This window comes from Gemmatimonadota bacterium, from assembly GCA_040388625.1.
Lineage (GTDB): Bacteria > Gemmatimonadota > Gemmatimonadetes > Gemmatimonadales > Gemmatimonadaceae > Fen-1247.
The window spans coordinates 1-19,958 of the sequence record JAZKBK010000003.1 but is presented as its reverse complement, the minus strand read 5'-3'; the positions used below and the strand labels follow the sequence as shown (position 1 = coordinate 19,958).

At 61.1% G+C, this 19,958-nt stretch carries 18 protein-coding genes; 8 read left to right on the top strand and 10 right to left on the bottom strand.

The genetic code is table 11. The features are described 5' to 3' along the window. Positions 1-31: 31 nt before the first annotated feature. Positions 32-700, top strand: coding sequence for an SLBB domain-containing protein (locus V4529_05715; GenBank protein ID MES2357823.1), 669 nt, complete (start codon positions 32-34; stop codon positions 698-700). A gap of 56 nt (positions 701-756) precedes the next feature. After that, positions 757-1,656, top strand: a complete 900-nt coding sequence (locus V4529_05710) for a sugar transferase (protein MES2357822.1) — start codon at positions 757-759, stop codon at positions 1,654-1,656. Positions 1,657-2,012: 356 nt separating this feature from the next. Here V4529_05710 and V4529_05705 read toward each other — a convergent pair whose 3' ends face one another. From V4529_05705 to V4529_05680, 6 genes are read right to left on the bottom strand one after another with little or no spacing between them, the layout of a single operon-like run. After that, positions 2,013-3,185 (bottom strand): glycosyltransferase, encoded by a 1,173-nt coding sequence (locus tag V4529_05705; GenBank protein MES2357821.1) that lies wholly within the window; start codon positions 3,183-3,185, stop codon positions 2,013-2,015. Further along, positions 3,182-4,306, bottom strand: coding sequence for a glycosyltransferase (locus V4529_05700; protein ID MES2357820.1), 1,125 nt, complete (start codon positions 4,304-4,306; stop codon positions 3,182-3,184). The genes V4529_05705 and V4529_05700 overlap by 4 nt, the downstream gene beginning before the upstream one ends. Continuing rightward, positions 4,299-5,435 carry a glycosyltransferase gene (locus tag V4529_05695; protein MES2357819.1) on the bottom strand — a complete coding sequence of 379 codons (1,137 nt, stop codon included), beginning with the start codon at positions 5,433-5,435 and terminating at the stop codon, positions 4,299-4,301. The genes V4529_05700 and V4529_05695 overlap by 8 nt, the downstream gene beginning before the upstream one ends. After that, on the bottom strand, positions 5,435-6,643 hold the full coding sequence (locus V4529_05690; GenBank protein ID MES2357818.1) for an ATP-grasp domain-containing protein: 1,209 nt from the start codon (positions 6,641-6,643) through the stop codon (positions 5,435-5,437). Before V4529_05690 ends, V4529_05695 begins: the two co-directional genes overlap by 1 nt. Then, positions 6,640-7,560 carry a polysaccharide deacetylase family protein gene (locus V4529_05685; GenBank protein ID MES2357817.1) on the bottom strand — a complete coding sequence of 307 codons (921 nt, stop codon included), beginning with the start codon at positions 7,558-7,560 and terminating at the stop codon, positions 6,640-6,642. The genes V4529_05690 and V4529_05685 overlap by 4 nt, the downstream gene beginning before the upstream one ends. Next, positions 7,557-8,864 (bottom strand): O-antigen ligase family protein, encoded by a 1,308-nt coding sequence (locus tag V4529_05680; protein MES2357816.1) that lies wholly within the window; start codon positions 8,862-8,864, stop codon positions 7,557-7,559. Before V4529_05680 ends, V4529_05685 begins: the two co-directional genes overlap by 4 nt. Before the next feature lie 128 nt (positions 8,865-8,992). Here V4529_05680 and V4529_05675 point away from each other — a divergent pair, with 128 nt between their 5' ends. After that, positions 8,993-10,456: a glycosyltransferase family 39 protein gene (locus tag V4529_05675; protein ID MES2357815.1), complete on the top strand. Its 1,464-nt coding sequence runs from the start codon at positions 8,993-8,995 to the stop codon at positions 10,454-10,456. Beyond that, positions 10,453-11,511 (top strand): glycosyltransferase family 2 protein, encoded by a 1,059-nt coding sequence (locus tag V4529_05670; GenBank protein ID MES2357814.1) that lies wholly within the window; start codon positions 10,453-10,455, stop codon positions 11,509-11,511. Before V4529_05675 ends, V4529_05670 begins: the two co-directional genes overlap by 4 nt. Here V4529_05670 and V4529_05665 read toward each other — a convergent pair. Continuing rightward, positions 11,435-11,956, bottom strand: a complete 522-nt coding sequence (locus V4529_05665) for a hypothetical protein (protein MES2357813.1) — start codon at positions 11,954-11,956, stop codon at positions 11,435-11,437. The genes V4529_05670 and V4529_05665 overlap by 77 nt on opposite strands. Positions 11,957-12,049: 93 nt before the next feature. Between V4529_05665 and xrt the strand changes: the two genes are divergently transcribed. From xrt to V4529_05650, 3 genes are all read left to right on the top strand, one after another. After that, the gene (gene xrt / locus V4529_05660) at positions 12,050-12,922 is read left to right on the top strand and encodes an exosortase (protein MES2357812.1); all 873 of its coding nucleotides are present in this window, start codon (positions 12,050-12,052) and stop codon (positions 12,920-12,922) included. After that, the gene (locus tag V4529_05655) at positions 12,915-13,586 is read left to right on the top strand and encodes an exosortase C-terminal domain/associated protein EpsI (GenBank protein ID MES2357811.1); all 672 of its coding nucleotides are present in this window, start codon (positions 12,915-12,917) and stop codon (positions 13,584-13,586) included. Before xrt ends, V4529_05655 begins: the two co-directional genes overlap by 8 nt. Positions 13,587-13,932: 346 nt before the next feature. Next, entirely contained in the window at positions 13,933-14,697 is a 765-nt protein-coding gene (locus tag V4529_05650) for a class I SAM-dependent methyltransferase (protein ID MES2357810.1), read from the top strand. 1,300 nt (positions 14,698-15,997) lie between these two features. On the opposite strand, the gene asnB is transcribed toward V4529_05650, so the two are convergent. Then, on the bottom strand, positions 15,998-17,932 hold the full coding sequence (asnB, locus tag V4529_05645; protein MES2357809.1) for an asparagine synthase (glutamine-hydrolyzing): 1,935 nt from the start codon (positions 17,930-17,932) through the stop codon (positions 15,998-16,000). Here asnB and V4529_05640 point away from each other — a divergent pair. Continuing rightward, positions 17,931-18,200: a hypothetical protein gene (locus V4529_05640; GenBank protein MES2357808.1), complete on the top strand. Its 270-nt coding sequence runs from the start codon at positions 17,931-17,933 to the stop codon at positions 18,198-18,200. The genes asnB and V4529_05640 overlap by 2 nt on opposite strands. Positions 18,201-18,321: 121 nt before the next feature. On the opposite strand, the gene V4529_05635 is transcribed toward V4529_05640, so the two are convergent. After that, positions 18,322-18,546, bottom strand: coding sequence for a hypothetical protein (locus V4529_05635; protein MES2357807.1), 225 nt, complete (start codon positions 18,544-18,546; stop codon positions 18,322-18,324). A gap of 596 nt (positions 18,547-19,142) precedes the next feature. Next, a partial coding sequence (locus tag V4529_05630) for a hypothetical protein (GenBank protein ID MES2357806.1) occupies positions 19,143-19,958 on the bottom strand: 816 nt, incomplete at its 5' end.

Genomic DNA, 19,958 nt, shown 5'->3' with positions numbered 1-19,958 from the left:
ACAATCGCTGCTCACATTGGGGGATTACCGAATGACTGCTGTTTCGAGATGTGTCAGAGCACTGATAGGGATTGCGGCTTTTGCCTGCGTCGCGCTGCCGTTTACGGCGAAGGCGCAGGAGTCTCAGGCGGATGAGTTTCACGTTGGCGACAGGATTGCGCTGACGGTTGACAGTCCGCAGCCGAGTGCGCAGGGAGTCCAGGGGATCAGAGATACGCTCACGGTCAGAGAGGGACTGATTCTGACGCTGGCCGGCCTTGGTGATGTTCATCTGGCAGGCGTGAAGCGAGCAGACATACAGAAGTATCTGACGCAGGAGATAGGCAAGTTCATTCGGGACCCAGTCGTTCACGCAACAGCTCTCGTGCGTATCGCGGTACTTGGAGAGGTAACCAAACCGGGATTCTACACAGTTCCGAGCGACATGCTTCTCAGCCAAGTTGTGATGTCGGCAGGTGGGCCCACCGGGACAGCCGATCTCAATCGCTCGGTTGTCAAACGTGGAGACACTGACGTGATTCCGAAGGAACAGCTCGCTTCAGCGCTGGCATCGGGAATGACTCTTGATCAGTTGCACGTCGCGCCGGGCGATGCACTGGTTATCGGACAGAAACCAACGTCGTCGTGGGACACAATTTTCAAGGTCGTCGGAGTTACGGCGTCGATGGCCACACTTCTATTCTACTTGGGCCATCGTTAAGCATCGTTAGTAATCGTCAGTTCTGGTCAGCACCTTTTCGCTGCGAATTATCGCTTATGGAACTCAACGCGCATGACATCGATAGGCCGGATTCAGATTCGACCGTCCTGGACTTCCCGGCAAATCCAAAGACGCGGGGCATCGTCTCTCGGGCACCGCGCCTGACATCCACGGAGCCGGATCGTGAAGTTCCGCTCGCCGGCATGGGAGAGGAACAGCTTTTCCGGCTCATGGCGACGGGTATTGCGGATACAGTTCCAATAGCGGCGGTTGACACTCAACCAGCAACCCACCTGCACGTCATACCAAACGAGCGCTCCGAGTGGGTCAATCGCGCATTGAACGTGACGATTGCGCTGGCGTCCCTGGTAATGCTTGCGCCAGTGATGGCGCTCGTGGCGCTTGCGATCAAGCTCACGTCGGCTGGCCCCGTATTCTACGTGCAGACGCGCGTCGGCATGGATCGCCGGCGCCGCGCGGCGACGGCCGTCTTCGACCGCCGCCGCAACGATGTTGGCGGCAGAGCGTTCCGCATCATCAAGTTCCGCTCGATGCGGGTGGATGCTGAGCAGGTGACCGGCGCGGTATGGGCGACGCGCGAGGATCCGCGCGTCACGCCGGTCGGACGGTTCCTCCGGAAGACGCGTCTGGATGAGCTTCCGCAGCTGATCAACGTCGTGCGCGGCGACATGAACATCGTTGGTCCGCGTCCCGAGCGGCCGAGCATCTTTGCCGAGCTGCGGCAGAACATCGTATCGTATCCGTTGAGGCAGCAGGCTCGGCCGGGCATTACAGGCTGGGCGCAGATCAATCGGGCCTACGATTCCTCGATCGACGACGTACGCGCGAAGGTGGAGTTCGATCTGGAGTATCTGGAACGCCAGTCGGTACTGGAGGATCTCAAGATCATGGCGCGGACGCTGCCGGTGATGCTGTTCAAGCGCGGATCCTGCTGACCCCAGCGGGCTGAATCAGGGCGCTGGAGCAGTCGTAGCTAGAGATTGCCTCGAGTGTACGAGGTCGTGACCCATGACGATGGCCGGGTGCTCGATCAGTTTGTAGGCAGCCATGGCGAGGCGGTGGATGCCAAATGCGCGACGGACGCAGAAGTCGCGTATCCAGTGACTACCCATGCCGCCTCGGTCCATCGAGCTCATCAGGACCAGCGGGGGTGTGAACGAACAATCGCAGTGCGCCTATGCGGTCAGCTCTGAGTCGTCGAGGTTCCGCTCGGGCAGATGGGTGCGAGTCGGAGTCGGAATGTGCGCCTGCGAGCGAGCCGGCACGAACGTGCCTTGCTCAGCCAATCCGTTCATCGACGTGTGGGTTCCCATACCGCCAGACGCCGGTTGCGTGCAACCTGAGCCCAGGCGAGCATTCCGGCCAGATTGGAAGCCAGCGCGAAGCCTGCGATCCTGATGACGCGCGGGGCGACCCGGGCTTTGGGCCAGCGCATGCCCGCAATCCCGACAATAGCGCCGGCGATCGACAGCACGAGCACGATCATCCATGCGCGCGAGTGAACGCTCGCGATTACCAACGCGACGGCTGCTATCGGCAATGCCGGATACACCAGCCAGCGGCAGAGCTTGTGGCTGAACAGCATCCACGCAAACGAGCCGTGCGTGAACGGATTCAGGAGATGTCGCTTGAACCAGAGCGTCTGGAGCCCGCGCGCCATCGTCCTGATCTTGCGCCGAAATTCGGATTGCAGCGACTTTGTCTGAGGCACGAGACAAACCGCGTCGTTGACCGACACCGCACGGTAGCCGTGTTCCTCGGCCATCAGCGCCGATGCGAAGTCGCGGCTCAGCGATTCGGGAAACGCGCTATCGTAGAGCGAAGCACGAATTCCATAAAAGCAGCCGCTGGCTCCGACGATGGATTTCACCCGCGTCTCGAGGGCGCGGATGTTCATCTCGTAGCCGACGTACCCGGACTCGCCGCTGACTGCGTTGGCGCTCGCCCGATCGTCGATGGATGCGACACTCACATCGCGCCCCGATGCGACACCGACGTGCGGATCGGCAAATGCCCGCACCAGCGCCTTGAGCGCGCTGGGGAGAATGCGAATGGTCGCATCGGTATTCACGATTATCTCGCCGCGAGCCACAGGTCCGGCGGCATTCTCCGCCGCGCTCTTGCCGCGCCGCTCTTCGAGGCGCAGCAACTCGACCCCGCGGTCCGAGAACTGACGCACGATGTCGTCAGTGCCGTCTGACGACGCGTCGGAGATGACGAGGATCTGACGCCTGTCCGCGGGATAATCGACCGCCAGGAGCGCTTCCAGAGTCTGACGGATGCTGCGCTCCTCGTTGTAGCACGGCACGGTGATCGTGATGAACGGCCACGAGAATTCAGCAGCGGGCTGCTCCGGCGTGCCACGCATGGCGGCGACCAGCCGCAGGAGCAGCGGATACGCCACATACGCGTAGAGGCCGATGCCGAGCGGAAGTACTATGAGAGTGGGCAGAACGGCGTTCATGCTCGCTGTGGTGAGCGTGTGGGCTGGATCGAGCGGTACAGCGCTTCGTAGCGGGTAAGCCACGATTGAACGTCGAACTCGGTAACAAGTCTCGCATGCGCACGCGTGGCGCGAGCGGCAGCGGCCTCTCGGTCAGCGAGCGTCGCCCGAATCGCATCTGCGAGCGCCCTGGGATCCTCGGTGTCGACGAGCGAGGCTTCGTTCATGGATAGCATGTCGGGAATCCCGCCAACGCGCGGCGCAACGATCGGCACGCCTGCCGACATTGCTTCGAGGACAACCATCGGCGTGCCTTCGGTACGCGAGCTCAGCGCCACCAGATCGAAAGCCGGAAGCAACGTCGCGGCATCGACGACTCGGCCGTGAAACCGTACGCTGGCCGCGACACCGAGGTGGTTGGCTTGCTCTGTGAGCGCAGACCGATCCGGTCCGTCGCCGATGACGGACAACGTCACAGGCAGATCAGTCAGGTACTGCATTGCGTCGATCATGATATCGGGGCCCTTCTCGGAGCTCAGCCGTCCGATCCAGCCAATGTGCATCCCTGATGCGAGCCCGAGCCGATTGCGAGCCGCGCTCGCATCGATTGGAGTCGAGGTCGTGGCGACCGCGTTCCTTATGAGGTGAATCGATTGCGGGCTCGCGCCGCCCCGTGCAACCGACGCGGCGACGTTGCTCGACACGGCGACGATTGCGGATGCGCGTCGTGCGGCGCGGATCTGGAGCCATTCGTATGCGCGCGCTTTTCTGTCTGTTGCGGAAAAGCCGTGCAGGGTTGTTACAGACGGGACGCCCATGGAGCGAGCCACACCGATGTCGAGAATATCGCTGCGATAACCGTGCGAGTGCATGACGTTGAATTGCCGCTGCGTCAACAGCGCGCGGACTCCGCGGCGCTCGGGTACCAGCGAACGGGGAGGAGATTCGATGACGTGAACCTGCAAGCCCGCATCGCGCGCTTCCTGTACGAACGCGCTCGTGCGTGATTCCGTCACCGCTGCAATCTCGACTGTGTGGCCCATCGCGGAATGGCCGATGGCAAGCGATCGTACGACAGTCTCCAGTCCGCCGGAATCTGCCGGCGCAAGGACATGCAGAATCGCAAGCGGACGATCAGCCACGCGTGGCTCCGGCTGGACTAATTGCTCGGCTATACAACGTTTCGTAGCTGCTCACCATCGCATCCAGGCCGAATTGCTGAACCACGCGCTGGCGCGCGGTCCCTGCATCGCGCTTCAGCTGCTCGGGATTGCAAATGGCATCCGCAAGCGCCACTGCGAGCGCCTCGGGTTGGGCCGCGGGAACGAGCCGGTGTTTCAGCTCGTCGCCCAGCACCGCCGCGTTTCCTCCCACGTTGGTGACGACCGGGCACAATCCGGAGCTCATCGCTTCGAGGAGCGACACGGAAGTGCCTTCGCTGTGCGACGACATGCTGAACAACGTGAACGAGCGCGCGATTCGTTCGATGTCGCTGCGCCATCCGAGAAAGTGTACGGAGTCGGCGATCCCCAATGCGGCCGCGGAATCTTCGAGCAGCTGCCGCTCGCTGCCATCACCGACGAGAACCAGAACGGGTTTTGGCAACGTCGTCCAGCTCGCGCGCAAGCGCGCGAATGCGTCGATCATCACGCCATAGCCCTTGATCGTCTCCAGCCTGCCGACGCTTCCGATCACGGGGACGTCCGGCGCGATTCCGATCTCGGTACGAAAATCTGCATCGTCGTCACGCGGAACGTAACGCTCTGTATCAACGCCGTTCGGGATGACACTGATACGTGACGCGTCCGGCATGAACCCGATGAGATGCTGTTTGAGCCGATCGGATACCGCAACTATTGCGTCGACGCGGCGCGCGGCGCGTCTGTCGATCATGCGATGCGTCCACGGATCCGGATTCCCGCGTCCGTGGTCGGTGTAGATCTGATACGGTACTCGGGCCATGGAGGCGGCGAGGCTCGCCTTGTACAGCACACCACTGTGCAGATGCGCAACATCCGGATCGATCCTCTCGAACTGGCGGGCAAGTCCGCGCGGATACAGCATCGACCAGCTCGGCATCGGGTCGGCGACGTGAAGTGTCGCCAGGCCTTCGAGCCCTTCGCCGAAGTGACCCATATATCCCAGCGCGAGCACGTGCAGCTCGAAGCGGGTTGGATCGGTGCGTTGCACCATCTCGGCGACAAGGCGCTCCATGCCGCCGTAGTTGAGATTATTGACGACGTGTATGACGCGGATCTTGCGTTCTGGCATCACAGGAGTTGCTGGAACCACTGGACAGATTCGCGCAGGAAGGGACGCATGTCGTCGCGGCGCCGGATCTCGCTGACGTCGCCGGGATGATGGGTAAAAAATGCCTTTACCGCTGCCCATCGTGACGGTGAGCCACTCGGCAACGAGAGCTGCCGATCCGATCTGCGCAGACGAGTGAGCAGATGATCCACGTCGCCCCAGAACCAGCGCGAGCGCACGCCAGTCCGAAACTGACTGACCGGGTCGGGCTGCTGCTCCGTGGCCGCTGCAATCAGCAGGGTTGGAAAATCCACACCCGAATCTATGGCAAGCTGCAACGAGCCCCAGAAGCGACCGTTGATTTCCATGAGGTATGGCTGGCCGGTGCTCTCGTCCAACTTGTACTCGACCATCGCCACTCCCTGCCATGCAAACTCGGCGAGAAGTGCCAGAGACATACGCAGCAGCTCGGCATCGACAGCGACGCTCTCGCGATACACGCTGATACCGCCAGCTGGCGGCTTCTCACGAATCCTGCGGTGAGCGAATTGCGCGACGAGCTTACCATTCCAGACAAGTACGAAGATCCCAATGCCAGGACCTACGATTCGCTGTTGCAGCAGAAGCGGGTAGGCACGCGCGTCCATGCAGTCGAGCTCCGCGCGCAGTTCCGTCGCCGAGGCCGCATGCTGCACGGACAGCTTGAGGCGATCGTCCGACCCCGTCGAAACAGACCGTGCCGGCTTGACGACGAGCGGATAGCGAAGCGATGAGATATCCAGAGATTCAACATCTCGAGCATCGGCAATCACGGTCTGAGCTGGCACGGCGATGCCGACTCTACTTGCGGCGGCGAGTACCGACTGCTTGTCGGAAATTCCGGTGAACGTATCGGCGTCCGCAAAAGGGATCAACACACCGTCGAAACGCCCACGTGCCGGAAGGATTGCGAGAAGTGCAGGCTCCGTCATTGGAATGATGGTGTCGATGCCGTTGCGTGCGACGATGGTGTGAATCTCGTCGGCGAAGCGATGTGGATCCACGAGCGCATCCGGGACGACGTGTTCGGTGCGAGCGAAGCGCGATGCCGCGGCGAGTGAGCGCGGCGCCGACGCGGACACGTGAACGACGTGGCCAGCGGCGCCGAGCGACCGGACCACGGCAAGTGTCGCGCGTTGTTCGCCGTCCGTCACCAGGATGGTGCGGCGGTGCTGATTGTTCCCGGTCACCCGTGTATGAGACCCGCGGCGCGAAGTATGAACCCGTTGGTGGACACGCCGGCCGGCACATTGAGACGCGGTATGGTGAAACTGTCGCTGGGTGCAGCGACGGTCCACCCCCCTTCGATCATGAACGCCGCCGTGTAACCAGCGTCACGCGCCGCCTTCTGCACGCGTCCGTCCGCGAGTCCGTACGGATACGACACCATCGGAAGCGACCGTTCTCCGAAGCATTGGAGCCAGGTGCGAGTACGTTGCAGCTCCTCGGCGAGCTCTGCATCGGGGAGGGCAACGAGGTTCGGGTGACTCCACGTGTGAGCTGCAAAGGTGATCCTGTCATACTGCAGCGCTGCGCTCAGCTGTTCGTTCGATGCACCGCGCGCATGCGGCGGCATCTCGTGCGCGGGAATGCCCGAACGCGCCGCCATTGCCAGAACTTCCGTATTCAGGCCGCGACCTTCGGACAGTGCACGCTCGCGAATCCGAGGATCGAGTCCCAGTCGCGGATCTGCAAGGACGTCCCACCAGAATGACCGGCCATCGAGGAATGACGGCGTGATGAACACCGTCGCCGGCAGGTTTCGCGCACGCAACTCCGCGACGCCGGCAGAGATTGCGCCCGAGTACGCGTCGTCGAACGTGATTGCTGCGAGAGGACGTGACTGCCGTACCGGTATGTCGGACATCGCTGCGGCGAGCGGTATCACGTCGTGGGTGCGGACCAGCGCGTCGAGCTGCGCGGCGAACGCCGATTGGCGCAAGTGCAGCGACCGATCGCCAACGACGTCCATTCCGGATGGGACGACGTTGTGATAGGCCAGTACGAGCAAGTGCTCGGAGTGTGCACGGCGCGAGAACGACGCGCCGCCGCCAAAAACCAGCGCAGTCTCGACGACGCGTTTGACGCCGCCGCGAATGGCGCTCAACCGGCGGGAACCCAGTGGGTACGGGGAACCCGCTGCGCGACACGTGTCTTCTTCGCCGGCGTTGCGCTGACGGGGACCATCGTTCCCCGGCGCGCCCGGCGTCGAGCGCGGAACGAATCCTCGGCGACGACCATGCCGATGAGAACGTAGAAGAACGCGAAATAAGTGGCCGAAACGAAGAATCCTGCAACGCAGAAGCCGACCAGCGCGCCGGTGAGAGCCTGGGAAAATGCAGCGTCCTCGGGTGTCACGTCTGGGTCGCCCTTGGGGCCGGCCTTGATCTCCGCCAGATGCTTGAGTGCAGTTCCGATCAGCGTCACGAACAGCATCAGTCCAGTGACTCCCAGCTCCGCTCCAATCAGTACGAAAGAGTTGTGCGCGGTGGACCATTTGAGGCCGCGATTCTCTGCCGCGTACTGTTTCGAAATCTCGGACAGACTCCCCTCTGCCTGCGTGAATGTATTAGCGCCGGTCCCGATCAACGGGTGAGTCAGCATGTAACCAACGCCCCGCTTCCAGATCGCCTTTCGTCCAACCGGGGAAGTCATGTTGTAGTCGTCCGACGGTTTGGTAAGCGTGCGCATCATCTGCCAGTATGCTGCCGATCCGAACACGGTCATGAGCAACGCCGCTGCTGCTACCGAGCCCACGCGGACCCTGACTGGGATCGAACGGAATGCGACGAGGATGAATATCGCAACGCAGATGAGCGCGATGAAGCCGCCGCGCGATCCGCTCTTGATTATCAGCTCGATGAGAAGTCCGAGAGAAACCAGTGCGAACAACCGCTTCCAGATGGCAACGCCCGGTCGCAGAAAGTAGACCGCTATGGGTATTGTCGCGACAAGCATCAGGGACAGGTCGTTCGCGTCATAGTGTGCCCCGCCGCTAAGCCGTCCACTGGAGTCGATCCCCACGAACAGATACGTCCAGAATGAGTAGACATCCGCACCTATTAGATGTGCGAACGCGATCCAGTTCGCGTCATCAGCGTCCCGAATGCTTGCCGCGACTCCAACCATGAGCAGGAGTATTGGCATGAACACCTTGGTGATGAACGTAAAGCTCCACCCGCGCCAGAGGCTCAAGGGCAGGCCCACGATCATGAGCGCGAGCATCAGAAATGGAATCGCGAACATTCTGGACTTGAGCCACCTGGGACTCCTCGCTCCGCGCAAGCTCGCGGCAAGTGCGACGGCCAGCGCCAATTCGAGCAGTATCGGGACCTGCAGCGTGCCGATGATCGGCCACAGATCCTGAAACCGCCACACTGAAATCCACAGAAACGCTGCCGTGACGTACATGAGCGCGTCAGGTCTGTAGCGGCGCCTTTTGGCGGACGCGTGCGGTTGAACGGAAGCCGTGTGTCGTTGCATGTATCTAGATATTCAAGTATCGGAGGGAGCCGCCGATCACTTTGCAAGGAAAATGCGTGCCGCGCATCGGCGTTAAATTTTGCCGACGCCCCAGCCGAGGAGAAGGCCAAGTCTTGAAGCGAGAAAGAGCAGCCGTTACAGCGGTCATGATCGTGGCCGTCTTGCTGAGGGTGTACGAGGTTTTCCGCTTTCCCTTCGAGCAGGATGAACTCTACACCATAGACGAGGCGACGAACCTCTTCCACACCCGGCTCCTCCCCGGGATCCAGGCCAGGCCGTTCTTCTTTCTTCTCGAACACCCGTTCCTGAAGCTCGCCGCCCCGACGGAGCCCTTCGTACGGTTCCTGCCGCTCCTGTTCGGCGTGGCCGGGGCGTGGGTGACCTGGCGTCTGGCGCGGGACCTCGCGGGGCCGGTGACCGGCTTGATAGCGCTCGTTCTGGTCGCAATCTCGCCCTGGCACCTTTACGTCTCGGGGTTCGGGCGCTACTACTCGCTGCTCTATCTGCTGGCGGCTCTGGTCTACTGGCGCCTGCCGAAAGCCTATGACCTCGATCGCCCCAAAGTATATCTCGGTGTGCTCGCGCCTCTTTTCATCGGCGCGTGGACCCATCCCAGCTTTGTCTTTCCCGTAATCGGGGCGGCGCTCGCCGTCTCGATCTTTCAGCCCGACGGGCACACCCGTTTTCGCTGGCCGACGCTTACCGCATGGATCTGGCTGTGGGGACCATTCCTCGGTTTCTCGGTCATTGTCGCGGCGATCATCCGGATGATCCACCACGTCACAACCGTGGGGAACGGTGGAGATCGCGGGGTACCTGCGATGCTGCGCCTGGTGCCCGCGATGGTCGACTGGATGACCCTGCTCGTAGCCGCCTCGGCGGTGGCCGGGATCGTACTGATGATTCGTTCCGAGTCCGCCGAGAAGCACAGATTCGGGTGGACGGCCGTCTTCGGGTGTGTCTTTACTCTCCTTGCCCTTGTCGCCCTGTCGTTCAGCACCGCGATCTACGCCGATTACGGAGTCTCGGCGTTGCCACTGCTGATCGTTGCAGCTGCATACCCGGTCGGGTGGCTGGCCGAGAACCTCGGCCCGGCCCTTGCTTCTGCAGGCTCAAAGGCGGTCGCATGGATCCTGATCATCGGCATCCTGCCATCTACCGCTTCGCACCTTTCCGACGGCACGCGGTTCGACTACAGGCCGGCGCTGAGCGAGATCAACGCCATCGCTCCGTCCATCGAGGTGCTGGCGTGGCCGGTCGCGATCCAGCGCGCGTATGATCCGGCGCTCCACAGCCGCGAGATGCCGAGCAGCGTAGCAGGGCTGGACTCGGCCCTGCATCAGTATCGTGATCTCTGGGCTATCGCTTCCGTGAAGCGATACGGCATGGTTGGTGACGATACTGGAGAAATGGCGCGATGGTTCTGGCAGAACTGTCGCAAGAAGAGCGAGTATCAGCGCCCGCGTCTCGATTATCGTATTTACCGCGTCGACCTGTGGCGCTGCACCGTCGGAGAATGAGCACCCCGTCCCAGCACGAGCAGAATCCCACCTACTCCTTCGTAATTCCGGTCTATAACGAAGAAGAAGTCCTGCCAGAGCTCCACCGGCGAATGGTTGCCGTGATGGACACGCTGGACGGTCCTTCAGAGGCCGTTCTGGTGGACGACGGCAGCCGTGACAACAGCTATCCGCTGATGCTGGAGCTGAACGCTCTGGATCCGCGTTTCAAGGCCGTTCACTTCTCGAGAAACTTCGGGAAGGAAGTCGCAGTAAGCGCCGGTCTCGACCTCGCGACGGGCGAGGCAGTAGTGCTCCTGGATGCGGATCTGCAGGATCCGCCGGAACTGGTGGTCGAGATGGCTGCCCGCTGGCGCGAGGGCTACGACATGGTCTACGCGAAGCGAGACCGGCGCATCAACGAGACCTGGTTCAAGAGGCAGTCATCGAGGCTGTTCTACCGGACGCTCCGTCGCATCAGTGACGTGGACGTTCCGCTCGACGTCGGCGATTTCAGACTGGTGGACCGGCGTGCGCTCGACGCTTTCAGGTCGATGCGCGAGAGGAATCGCTACGTCCGCGGGATGTTCGGCTGGATAGGATTCAAGCAGATAGGGGTCTCGTACGTACGACCCGGACGGTTTGCGGGGACGACCAAATGGCCTCTCTCCAAGCTCGTGCGACTGGCCTTCGACGGGATCATCAGCTTCTCGACGGCGCCCCTCAGGATGGTGCTCCAGATCGGCTTTCTCGTCTCGATCTTTTCTTTTGTGGCCGGAATCGGGGCGATCGTCATCAAGCTGTCCGGCATGTATGCGATATCCGGCTGGGCGTCGATCACGGTGCTGATGTCGTTCATCGGCGGAGTACAGCTCACCGTTCTTGGCGTGGTGGGCGAGTATGTCGGCCGGATCTATGATGAGGTGAAGCAGCGCCCCTTATATCTCGTAAGGGAGCTGAAGGGATTCGGGGCGCTCGACAACGCCCCGAATCATTTGTTTACTCAGCTCGCGCACCGCCGGTCAGCGGAATTAGAGGCGTCGACGACGGCGCCGCCGGTGGAGCGACCTTTCTGACCGTGCTTACTTTCGGTCCAGCAAAGCCAGCTCTGCTCAGCAGGCACAGAGTGATTATGGTGAGGACGTTCTTTATGATGGCGGTCGTGCTGGCTACAGCGGTCGTATGTTGGAACTTGGGTGTAATAATTGTGCGGACCTGAAAGTAATCCAGGATGAAGAGCACCGAGAGAGCTCCCACCGCAAACGCCAGAATCGCGCAGATTGCGCCGATCACTCTCTTGACTCGTCTACTATCAGTGTACGTCGCAACTGCAATTATGAGCATCAGTCCGAGCAGCGGTACCAGCAAAATGTTGCTCAGTTGCCCGACTGCCCCGAAGCGCCAGCGCTCGTCGCCGAGCCGAAGTGGCAGAAGCTGTGCGGTAAGGTCGGACAGGGGGATGATGACCAGAAGGGCGGCCAGAAGATACCCTGCGCGGGCCAGCGGCTTGTTTGTTTCCATGCGGAAAGAGAGGTTGGAGTGCCAGCGAACATACTACGTGCATATGGATTCTACAACAAATAATATCGGCGATTCCGTACGGATGAGTCAGTCGTGACTATCGCCCTGACCATTCCTGCAATCCGGACGAGGATCAAGGGTGCGCCGCTCGGCTGGGTGACTTCGGGATTGTTCCTTGCCTGCTTTGCCCCTGTCATTTACGGTCTCATCGTCGCGTGGCTCACGATCCCGGACGCCGCGCACGGTATTCTGATCGCGCCTGTCGCCGTCTGGCTGGCATGGAAGTCTGGCGTCATCGCAGACTCCCAGCCGGCGCGATGGGCCGGCGCGATCATCATCCTGGTCGCCGTGGTCGCCAGCCTTTTCGGGCGCGTTGCCGGCGTCGAAACGATTCCACGTGCTGCACTGTTCATGGCGCTCGTCGGATTGACGCTCTGGTTTGCGGGTTGGCGCCAGGTCCTGGCCTGGTGGCTTCCGTTCCTTCTCTTCGCACTGACCATTCCACTTCCGGAATCGATCATCGCGTCGATGACGCTGCCACTCCAGGAGATCGCCGCAAAGATGGGCGCGGCGATGCTGTCGTGGCGGCACATCCCGGTGCTACTCTCGGGCAACGTCATCCGCCTTCCAGGTCACACGTTGTTCGTGAGCGAGGCGTGCAGCGGATTGCGCTCGCTCACTGCGCTCCTCAGCATGGCAATTCTGGTCGGCGCGCTGTTCCTGAAATACCCGCTGAGCAGAATCCTCATGGTAGCGTTTGCCGTCGGCCTCGCGATCTTCGTCAACGGAATCAGAATCTTCATGACTGGATTCCTCGTTTTCTTCGTGGATCCCAAGCTCGGCGAGGGATTCATGCATCTCACGGAAGGGTATCTGCTGTTCCTGATCTCACTATCGATACTGGCGCTGCTGACGTGGTTGTTCCTGCGCGTCGAAGGTCGTTTTGGAGGCAAGGCAAATGCTTGATCTGGTTGCGAAATTCCTTCCCGCCGGCGCGCTCGCGGCCGGAACAGCTGTGACGCTGCTCGTCGGCACGCCCCAGCCGACACCTCTTCGGAAACCGCTCGCTGCGGCGCTACCCGCGTCGTTCATGGGCGCGCCGTACAGCGACGTTGCCATCGGTGCGGACGAGGTGAGCAAATCGGGCGTGTCGGACTACGTGAATCGCGTCTACATGCTCAACGCAAACGAAGGGATCAATCTCTACGTGGGCTATCACGCAACGCAGCAGGGTGACAAGCGAATGCACTCACCTTCGCTGTGTCTTCCGGGGTCGGGGTGGACGCCGGTCGGCGAGCAGATAACGACGATACCGATCGGCGGAAAGCCGGTCAACGTAAACCGCTTCATACTCGCGAACGGCCCGAATCGAATCCTGGTGTACTACTGGTTTCAGGGTCGCGGAAGAATTACCGCGGGGGAGGCAGATCTGAAGATGCGCGCGATGTGGGATGCTCTCATGACGCATCGCGACGAGGAAGCTCTCGTGCGCATCATCGTCCCACTGGTGAAGGGCGATACCGCGGCCGTTGCGAACACCGGACTTTCGCCAGACTCGCTTGCCGCGCGCTTCGCCGAGAACATCGCGCTCCCGCTCAATAACTCGCTACCGGCGGCGCCGGGGGCATAAGCTTCGGGACAGCAGCCCCGAACATCCACCGATTCACGGCCTTGGGGCTGGCGGTTAGAGACTGAGCGTCCGATATTGGCGATGCTAGCGAATTCATCAACCAGAGTGATCCTGCCTGAGCGCGCCAAGCTGCCGCAAGAAGGGGAGGTCAAACTTCTGGTGACCATGCACTGGTCTGCGGTCGTGATGTGGAACGGAGGAGCGCCGAAGACCCCCCGAGGTCAACAAGCACTACTCCGATCTCTTTGCGAGGATCGGGAAGGCTTTGGGCCCCGGGGGACGCCAACATATTTGAGCGCCAGTAGGACCCTGCGTTGGCTGGAGTAGCCAGCCGGGAGGAATTGGAGTGCGGATAGCCGAAAGGATACTGATGCAATGCTCGCGCGATCCTGCCAAGGCAGATTTGGTTGATGGCGTAAGCGACTGGTCGAACGATGATCCATGGAAGAACCTTTCTATTTTTTCCGACATCATTTCCCGGATACGCGGGCGTGACGTTCTTGATTTCGGATGTGGGGAGGGAGCGCAGGCGATCGCCTGCCTCGACGCTGGCGCAAGATCCGTTGTCGGCGTAGATACGAACCCAGCGACGCTTGCCGTCGCCCGAAGCTTATTGCGGGACAACGTGCGGTTTGTTGATCGACTCGACCTCGAGTCAGATCGGTTCGAGGTGATCATCTCGCAAGATGCAATGGAACATTTTGCCAACCCCGGGGCGATTCTCGCAACGTGGCGTCGCGTCCTGCGCCCCGCGGGCAGAGTCTATGTCACGTTCGGCCCACCGTGGTATGCTCCCTACGGTGCGCATATGCACTTCTTCACCAAGGTGCCGTGGGTCAATCTGTTATTCTCCGAAAGGACTGTCATGCACGTGCGGTCACGCTATAGACACGACGGTGCGACTCACTATCACGAGGTGGAGCGTGGCTTGGGGAAGATGACGGTTGGTCGGTTTGAACGTCTCGTTCAACGATCCGGCTTCCGTCTCGAATGGTCGAAGCGGGACACGGTTAAGGGGCTCCCGGTATCCCGAATACCCCTTATCCGTGAATTGCTTACCAACAACATCGCAGCGGTACTAAGCCTTACGTCCTCCGCCACTTCGTCCTGATGAACGACTCGACGTTCGTCCTATCGGCGCTGTTGACTCCGGCAATAATGTAAAACGCAACCAAGTCGAACGCGCCGGTCAATGTGTCGAAGCTCGCGCTGCCCATTCTGGAATTCCCCCCGTTTGACAGGCACGGGGCTTACGCTGCTGCTTCGTGGAGTTGTCGACACTCATTGGAGCGTTGTACGCCGCCGCTGGCAGGTATTTGCCGGATGCGAACCGGAAAACAGGTTGCGCGTTCGTGATGACTCCGATACCCAGTGTAGGCTTGACAGCACTCGTTGCGAATACGGGGACGTCGGAAGCCGACTGATCTGTTACAGACCGAGCAGAGGCACCGTTCGTGGTTACGTCACAGTGGGTAGCTTCAAGTGCCACGGAATCGTTCCGGTCGTAGTCGATAGGGCTCCGTTGTCGTAGCGCGCCGTTGACGAATTGGACGAGCCGCCCGCACCGTTTCTTTTCTCTTGCACGGATGCTGTACGCTTTGCTCGCAGTCAGTCCGTAAGCGGCAGGTGTCGTGGGTTAGCCGAGCGACGGGCTAGGGAACGCGTCGTCGGTACCTGCCGTCCATGTACTTCCACCATCGATCAAGTAGTCCCACGCGATAGCGGTAGGCAGCGAGCCCGAGCCGTTAACTGTAATCGGGACTGGGAGCGTCTCGCTTGCCAAGAGGCCCGCCGTTGCGTTGCTGATGCTGGAGGGCCCGCCCGGAGAAGGAACAATGGTCAGACCTTTTGCCGGCATTGCCCGAAGCCGTCTTGTTCCCATTAGAAACGTTGAACGATGTGGTATGCGCTGCCGTCGTCATACCATGCCGCATGGCCCCATAACTAAGATTTGAGGGTGGTGCCACGCGATTGCGGTTGGCAGGGAATGAAGTGCTTCGATAAAGAGGTCGTTGAGAGGGGGCCGTGCGCGCTGGACTCGGCGGCAGCCCATTCGCGTGTAGGACGCATGCCCAATGTTTCGTCCCCACTGATCGATGCCGATAAATGTGTTGCTGTTGACATCTGCAAACTGCTCTACGTGTAGCTGCACTTCGTGTCATGCACCACTGGAAAACATCGTGCGTATGGTCGATCCAGAATCAGAATCCGGCAGCGAGTTGGCGAGTTGTGCGCCTACGCGGCCAGTCCGCAACGGTTCCATCTGCATTCCGTTCCCAATTTCACGCGAGCAGCGCCCGAAATTGGTGAATGGGCCCGGGTATGACTTGAACCCGTTGTTGTGACCCACGAGCGCGGCACGAGCAACTCGTCATTCCCGAGAAACCGGGAATGACGCGGAGCGGCGCGCGCTACTGAGTCTCCAACCAGGCCTGGAACATCAGCACTCCCCAGAGCAGGTGTGAGTTGTCGGTGACTCCAGCCTGATGATCGTCCCATGCCTGGCGGATCAACTCCGGCGCAAGATATCCCTCGCGCCGCAGGCGGTCCTCCGCGATCAGAGCGTCGGCCCATTCGCGTAACGGACCGCGCAGCCAGCTTGCGATCGGCACGCCGAAGCCCATCTTGGGGCGCTCTATCAGCTCGCGCGGCACGTACTTGTAGAGCACCTGCCGCAGCAGCCACTTGCCCTGACCATCGCGCACCTGTTGCGATGGCGGAATGCGCCACGCGAACTCGACGATGTCGGGATGCAGAAACGGCGCGCGCGACTCGAGGCTCACTGCCATCGTCGCGCGATCGACCTTGACGAGAATGTCGTCGGGGAGCTCGCTCACCGTGTCGAAGTAGCGCATCCTGTTCACCACTCCGCCGAACGACGGCTGTCCCGCTGTTCGAGTCAGCACGGTCTCAGGCTCAGCGGCCGATGTAATGGCTTTGGGGTCGCGCCAGTGCGTCATCAGTCCGCGATACAATGCGTCCGACGAATCGGCCGACATGAATGCAGCGACCTTGTGAACCTTGCCACCGGGCGTCGCGGTGTGAAAGCGCTTCGGCAGGATCGGCGACGCTGCCTCGAACGCCGAGTCCCAGCTCGCGGGTGAAACGCCAAGCAGCGTGCGTCCAATCATCGACCGCGCAGCGCGCGGCACGCGCTCGAGCCGGCGCCAGAGGCGCTCACCCCAGAAGTATCTGTTGTATCCCGCGAACAGCTCGTCGCCGCCTTCTCCGGAAAGACTGACCGTGACGTACTGGCGCGCGAGCTGCGCTACGAGAAATGTGGGGATCTGCGATGAATCCGCGAACGGCTCGTCGTAGATCTGCGGCAGACGTGGAATCACGTCCATCGCGTCCTGCGGAGTGACGTACAATTCCGTATGTTGCGTGCCGAGGTGCCTTGCCACGGCCTCGGCGTGCGGTGCTTCGTTGTGCGCGGCCTCGTCGAAACCGATAGTGAACGTCTTGACCGGTTGAGTGCTGTCCGCCTGCATCACGGCAACGAGTGCCGATGAATCGACGCCTCCGGAGAGGAACGCGCCGAGTGGCACGTCGGACACCATCTCGTCTCCGATCACGCGGCGCATGAGCGATTCGAGCTGCGTGACGGATTCAGCGTCGTCGCCGGACAGGGGATTTCGCACCCCTCGCTCGGCGACCTCCAGCGCGGACCAGTAAGTCGTTATCTCCGGCTCGACGGCTGGATCGCGGAAGGTGGCGATGGTGCCCGGCACGATCTTGCGGACGTTATCGTAGATGCAGTATGGCGCGGGGACATAATTGTGACGGAGATACAACGAGAGAGCGGCCCTGTCCACTGTGCCGCGCCAGGCAGGATGGGCACGAAGCGCCTTGAGCTCGGAGCCGAAGAGCAGGGTACCATCGAACGAGCCGTAGTACATCGGCTTCTCGCCGAGCCTGTCGCGGATGAGGTGCAGGGCTCGCTCCTGACGGTCCCAGAGGGCGATTGCGAACATTCCGGAGCAGCGTTCGATGGCAGGTGTGAGTCCCCACCGCTCGATGGCAGCGAGCAGCACTTCCGTGTCCGAGTGACCGCGCCAGCGGATGGTGTCGCCAAGTGACGCGCGGATGGCCGCGAAATTGTAGATCTCGCCATTGAACGTGACTACGTAGCGTCCCGTCTCGGACGCCATCGGCTGGTGGCCCGCTGGTGACACGTCGATGATGGCGAGGCGACGAAATCCGAGTGCGACGCCTGACTCAGGATCCGTCCACACCCCGCCATCGTCCGGGCCCCGGTGTTGTATGGCGCGGCACATGCATGCCGCGTCGCGTTCGAGCGTTTCGGCCGACGCAGGACGGCCCCACCAACCAGTCAATCCACACATGGCATATAGATACTTGACTACCGGGTTGGCAGAAAGGGAGCGGGGCGAACCGGCGTCGGCCTTCGCGGAGGCGCCGGTTGCCAGATTCAGGCACGTACCAGCACTCGACGGAGTGCGCGGCCTTTTCGTACTTCCGCGCATCGGGTACTTCGCTGGAGACCCAGCGACTGCCACGTACAGTTACTGTCTGTACGTCGTGTACTCTCCGTTCATCATGGTGCTGGATCTTCTTGTGCCGAAATTTCGTATCGCGCGGATGTATGCGTAGCGGCTACCCTGAGTGCGGTGTCTACGGTGCTCTACCGTTTGCGGTGAGTCTCGCGGTAGCGGGAGTGAGTTGGCGTGTGCTGGAGGCGCGGATGGTGTCGTTGAAGGATCGGTCGGTCGTGTTATTCCACCCAGGGAAGTCGGAGGCGCGCGGCGTGGAGTGCCTTTCCGTAGTCGTACTTCTCCACGGTCGGGCCTTTCGCACGATTCAGGGTGTTGACAAGCAAATACGCGAATGAGAGCGTGCCGAGTGCTGCGCGCGAAGTTGGCGATGCGAGATTGCGCGCGCTCATCGGACGCATCGCCGTCTTCGAGATGGAATGCGACGCGCCGCGCAACGCTGCCATAAGCGGTGGCGGATGGGGTGACAATAGCGGTGTCGCGCGGACTAAAATTCGCCGTGTGGCCCTTGAATTTGCACGCACAAGCGCGACGTAGCCATAACCTCGCTGAATCTGCCGCCCAATCGACCGCTATGTGAACGTTACGACGAAGAGCGGCTACATGCTGGACTGGCCTACTCGCAGCCGGCGGAGCATTACTGAGGAGATGCAGAAGCCGGACAAGAATGAGCGCAAAGGCAAGCTGGTCCATGCACGCGAAGAGAGGCGCACGATCAACGAACTGCGGCTGCAGAAGCTGCAGCGAGAGAGATTGATCGCACCGCAACGAGCTGCACGAACACGAACAACTTCAACAGAGCTTAACCTGAAGCGTGCAAATCTTGTGATCACGCGGAAAGTTCCGAACGTCTTGAAGCATTACGTCGCGGCTCCAACGAGTTGTCGCTGGATATCGCGCCGCTAAACGGTAATGTCTTGATACTGGCCTGGGTTGGCTTGTGTCTGTCGGCGATTGGGACGGTTGTGCGTACAAGTCGAGGGGCCTTGTTGCAAGCAACAAGGTCCCTCGACTTCAAACTGTTTCCGGCGGGGAGCTCGTATCAGTAGTTGCCGGCGAGTCCGAAGGGGTTTGGGTGCTGGACGCCGTCGACGACTTCCCACTGGCCATACCAGAGAGCCTCGCTCTGGCTCGCGGCCCGGACCTGATTGAAGTTGAGGCCCAGCATCACGTACCCAATCTGCGCCATGGTGTAGCCCGACAAGGACGTCGAGGTCGATGTCGTACGCAGGACTGGCGTGCTTCCGTCCTTCGCAATCCACAGTCGTGCGATCGAGGTTGTTGGCGAGGTGGTCTGGTACTCGACGATGTAGTCATACCAGCCGCCGTCAGACCACTCGGTGGTCACGCTGCCACCGATTCCGAATTGATTCGGCGTTGAGCTCAGAGTATTGGTGCCAGCGACCAGGGTGCTGTAGTAGAGCTGGTACTGAGAGGTATTGGTAATCTCCACACGACCGCTGCCGTAGCTATTGGCATAGCCCCAGCCGAGCAGCTTGTAGGCATTGGAGCTATTGGTCAGAACGCCGGTCGTGGTGAAGCCAGGGCTGAATCTGATTTTTGCACGAAGCCACATCGTGGATAACGGATGAGGAAGAGCCACCCACAGTCCAGGAATGGTCGACACTCCGCCCGGTGCGTTGTACTTCACGGTGGCGTGCCCGTTGTAGCGGACCGACTGGTCGAGCTCAGCGAGCTGGGCGTCGTGGCCATCCCCATACAACGACGTGTTCCAGCCGCCCGTGCCACCGATGTTTACGCTGATGTTATTCTGGAGCGCAGCGGTGCTGCCATACTTGGAGAAATCGTCGGAGATCAACGCGAGTCCGGAAAGGCCAGGCCCCGTAGAACTAGACGG

Coding starts and splice junctions, on each gene's coding strand:
- V4529_05665 (MES2357813.1), bottom strand. CDS start 11,956: ATGGAAACAAACAAGCCGCTGGCCCGCGCAGGGTATCTTCTGGCCGCC.
- V4529_05635 (MES2357807.1), bottom strand. CDS start 18,546: ATGGCAGCGTTGCGCGGCGCGTCGCATTCCATCTCGAAGACGGCGATG.
- V4529_05680 (MES2357816.1), bottom strand. CDS start 8,864: ATGTACGTCACGGCAGCGTTTCTGTGGATTTCAGTGTGGCGGTTTCAG.
- V4529_05705 (MES2357821.1), bottom strand. CDS start 3,185: ATGAACGCCGTTCTGCCCACTCTCATAGTACTTCCGCTCGGCATCGGC.
- V4529_05695 (MES2357819.1), bottom strand. CDS start 5,435: ATGCCAGAACGCAAGATCCGCGTCATACACGTCGTCAATAATCTCAAC.
- V4529_05640 (MES2357808.1), top strand. CDS start 17,931: ATGGCATATAGATACTTGACTACCGGGTTGGCAGAAAGGGAGCGGGGC.
- V4529_05715 (MES2357823.1), top strand. CDS start 32: ATGACTGCTGTTTCGAGATGTGTCAGAGCACTGATAGGGATTGCGGCT.
- V4529_05710 (MES2357822.1), top strand. CDS start 757: ATGGAACTCAACGCGCATGACATCGATAGGCCGGATTCAGATTCGACC.
- asnB (MES2357809.1), bottom strand. CDS start 17,932: ATGTGTGGATTGACTGGTTGGTGGGGCCGTCCTGCGTCGGCCGAAACG.
- V4529_05655 (MES2357811.1), top strand. CDS start 12,915: ATGCTTGATCTGGTTGCGAAATTCCTTCCCGCCGGCGCGCTCGCGGCC.
- V4529_05670 (MES2357814.1), top strand. CDS start 10,453: ATGAGCACCCCGTCCCAGCACGAGCAGAATCCCACCTACTCCTTCGTA.